Genomic DNA, 3,290 nt, shown 5'->3' on the forward strand with positions numbered 1-3,290 from the left:
ATGTTCGGCTGGACCTCGGCCCGCGATTACTGGTTCCCGGAAATCCGGTCGCGCGCGGCGGCTGTTCTGGTGCTGTCGGCGGCGATGTATCCCTATGTCTACCTGCTGACCCGCGCCGCCTTTCGCGAGCAATCGGGCGGCGTTTACGAGGTTGCCCGCGCGCTGGGCGCCGGGCCGTTCGGGCGGTTCTTTCGGGTCGGCCTGCCGCTGGCGCGCCCCGCCATCGCGGCAGGCGCGGCGATCGTGATGATGGAGACCGTCAACGATTTCGGTGTCGTCGATTATTTCGCTGTGCAGACCCTGACCACCGGCATTTTCAGCGTCTGGCTGGAAGGTGGCAACGCTGGCGGCGCGGCGCAGATCGCGGTGGTGATCCTTGTGCTGATCCTTGCGCTGGTGTCGCTGGAAAAGATCAGCCGCCGTCGGATGCGGTTCTATAACCCCTCGCGTCACAGCCGCCCGGTGACCCGCATTCAACTGACGGGCCTGCCGGCTGCGGCGGCGGTGGTGGCCTGCCTGATCCCGTTCTGCTTTGGCTTTGTCCTGCCCGGTGGCGTGATCCTGAGCCATGCTTTGGACGCGACCGACAGCTGGCTGTCGACCGGGCTGCTGACGGCGCTGGGCAATACGATCATGGTTGGCGGTATCGCGGCGGTGGCGACTGTTCTGGCGGCGCTGTTTCTGGTTTACGGCGTGCGCCTCAGCGGTCATGCGCTGCCGCGCCTGCTGATGCCGGTGACGACCATCGGCTATGCCGCGCCGGGGGCGGTTCTGGCCGTGGGGCTGCTGATCCCGATGGCGCGGGCTGACAACGCGCTGGCCGATCTGATCCAGCGCCTGAGTGGTGTCGATATCGGGCTGGTGATGACCGGCTCGGCCTTTGCGGTGATCTTTGCCTATTGCGTGCGGTTCTTTGCCATTGCCCAAGGCGCGGCCGACAGCGCCATGGGCCGGATCACCCCCAGCCTGCCGATGGCGGCGCGATCCCTGGGCCGCACGGCGCGCGGCACGCTTAGCGCGGTCTATCTGCCGCTGATCCGCAGCTCGGTCGGCACGGCGTTGTTGCTGGTGTTCGTCGATTGCGTCAAGGAATTGCCCGCCACGCTGTTGCTGCGCCCGTTCGGGTTCAACACGCTGGCCACGCGGGTCTATGACAAGGCCTCGCTGGAAAATATCGCTGATGCAGCGCCTGCGGCGTTGCTGGTGATCGTGGTCGGACTGGTGGCGGTGCTGATGCTGGCGCGCACCAACCGCTAAGGCGATCAGCCGCCGGTATGGCTCATGTGGCGGCTGACCTGACCATCGGCACGCTGGCGCGAATAGTCGAAATCATGACCCTTGGGCTTTAGCCCGATCGCCTTGTGAATGGCGTCGATCAGCGGCCCGTCGTCGGGGCCGGCGCGCAGCGGTGTGCGCAGATCGGCCATATCTTCCTGCCCCAGACACATGAACAACTGACCGGTGCAGGTCATCCGCACCCGGTTGCAGCTTTCGCAGAAATTATGGCTGAGCGGGGTGATAAAGCCAATCTTCTGCCCGGTCTCGGCCAGCCGGACATAGCGCGCCGGCCCGCCCGAGCGTTCGTCCAGATCAATCAGCGTATAGGCCTGCGCCAGTTGCGCCCGCAGATCGTCCAGCGACCAATATTGTCCGACGCGGTCTTCGTTGCCCAGATCGCCCATCGGCATGACCTCGATAAAGGTCAGGTCCATATCGCGCTGGGCGCACCATTCGGTGATGCGGAACAGCTCGTCTTCATTAAAGTCTTTCAGGGCCACGACATTGATCTTGACCCGCAGCCCCGCCGCCTGTGCCGCGTCAATGCCGCGCAAGACCTGCGGCAGCCGCCCCCACCGGGTGATGCGGGCGAATTTATCATCGTCCAGCGTATCCAGCGACACATTCACCCGCCGCACCCCGGCGGCATAAAGATCGGTCGCAAAGCGTTCCAGTTGCGATCCGTTGGTGGTCAGCGTCAGTTCCTTCAGCGCGCCGCTGTCCAGATGCCGGGTCATGGCGTTGAAAAAGGTCATGATGCCCTTGCGGACCAAGGGCTCGCCGCCAGTGATCCGCAGCTTCTCGACCCCCAGTCCGATAAAGGCGCTGCACATGCGGTCCAGTTCCTCAAGCGTCAGCAATTCGGACTTGGGCAGGAAGGTCATGTTTTCGGCCATGCAATAAACACAGCGGAAATCGCAGCGGTCGGTGACCGAGACGCGCAGATAGGTAATAGCGCGGGCAAAGGGATCAATCAGCTGCGGTGTCATGCGAGGAAAATAAGAGCCTAGGCAAGGAACGGCAAGACGCATTCGACTGCGTTGAATCCGCGCGGGCAGGCGCGTAGGCTGATGCCGGAACCAAGGCAGAGGGCGGATGACAGGGCAGGGACCAAAAAGAACGGCGGCGATGCTGGTGGTGATGCTGGCGCTGGCGGGCTGTATGACAGCGCCCGACGCGGTGCCGGAATCGGTGCCCGAGGCCACGCCCGCCCCCGAGGCCGCCAGCCCAATGAAACCCGCGCCGATGACGACGCTGCGCCCGGTCGACCGGCCCGAGCGCGATCTGGGCACCCTGACCGCCAGCTTAGGCGATCCGACTGATCCGGGGTTCTGGGTGATGACCAGCCGTGTCAGCGAGGCGCAAAAGGGGCGGCTCTTTTATCCGCCGACCGGCGGCTCGGTTCTGGTGGATTTGCGGCCCTTCACGGGCGAGGGCGCGCAGGTGTCGCTGGCGGCACTGCGGGTTGTGGGCGCGCCGCTGACCGGCACGTTTGAAATGCAGCTGTTCCTGCGGCCCTGAGGCTTACAGGTATTTCCCGGCTTCCTTGCGGGCAAAGGGTTTCATCTGGTCGCCGTGTTCGGCCAGAAACGCGATCACCGGCTCGGGGTCGTGTTTCGACAATTCGCGCAGCCACCATGCAATCGCCTTTTGAATGAACCAGTTGCGGTCGGGAACATAGCCCGCCGCCCAGCCCAGCACCCGCTGACGGATCTCAAGATCGGCGGGCTTGGGGTGGTTCTGTTTGGTCCATGGCAAGGTAATGACCAGCGCCGCGCGCCGGGTCCACATGTGATCCGAGGTGGTCCATTCCGCGACCTGATCCACGCGCGACGGATCGGCCAGCAGGCGCTTTTGCCCGGCCATGCAAACGTGATCGGCAATCGCCCAGCTGTCGAAATCCGGCAGCCATGATACGATCAGATCCCATACCGCATCATCGGGCCGGATCCGCGCCTGGGTCAACAGCTTGGCCGCCGCCAGACGGGCCTCGAATATATCGGTGCGCCACA

The 3,290-nt window shown here is 64.4% G+C and carries 4 protein-coding genes; 2 read left to right on the forward strand and 2 right to left on the reverse strand.

The window, feature by feature from the left end; all coding sequences use genetic code 11:
• Nucleotides 1–1,257: ABC transporter permease (locus ABYW26_RS12450; RefSeq protein WP_372605221.1), on the forward strand; the 1,257-nt coding region annotated here is incomplete at its 5' end.
• Nucleotides 1,258–1,262: 5 nt separating this feature from the next.
• Here the strand turns inward: ABYW26_RS12450 and moaA are convergent.
• Complete coding sequence (gene moaA / locus ABYW26_RS12455; protein ID WP_372605222.1) at nucleotides 1,263–2,267, reverse strand: GTP 3',8-cyclase MoaA; 1,005 nt, start codon at nucleotides 2,265–2,267, stop codon at nucleotides 1,263–1,265.
• A gap of 139 nt (nucleotides 2,268–2,406) precedes the next feature.
• Between moaA and ABYW26_RS12460 the strand changes: the two genes are divergently transcribed.
• A complete protein-coding gene (locus tag ABYW26_RS12460; protein ID WP_372605224.1) occupies nucleotides 2,407–2,799 on the forward strand; it encodes a D-galactarate dehydratase in 393 nt (130 codons plus the stop codon).
• 3 nt (nucleotides 2,800–2,802) lie between these two features.
• Here ABYW26_RS12460 and ABYW26_RS12465 read toward each other — a convergent pair.
• A partial coding sequence (locus tag ABYW26_RS12465) for a DNA alkylation repair protein (RefSeq protein WP_372605226.1) occupies nucleotides 2,803–3,290 on the reverse strand: 488 nt, incomplete at its 5' end.

The organism is Actibacterium sp., assembly GCF_041584535.1.
GTDB lineage: Bacteria > Pseudomonadota > Alphaproteobacteria > Rhodobacterales > Rhodobacteraceae > Actibacterium_D.

Coding starts and splice junctions, on each gene's coding strand:
- ABYW26_RS12460 (WP_372605224.1), top strand. CDS start 2,407: ATGCTGGTGGTGATGCTGGCGCTGGCGGGCTGTATGACAGCGCCCGAC.
- moaA (WP_372605222.1), bottom strand. CDS start 2,267: ATGACACCGCAGCTGATTGATCCCTTTGCCCGCGCTATTACCTATCTG.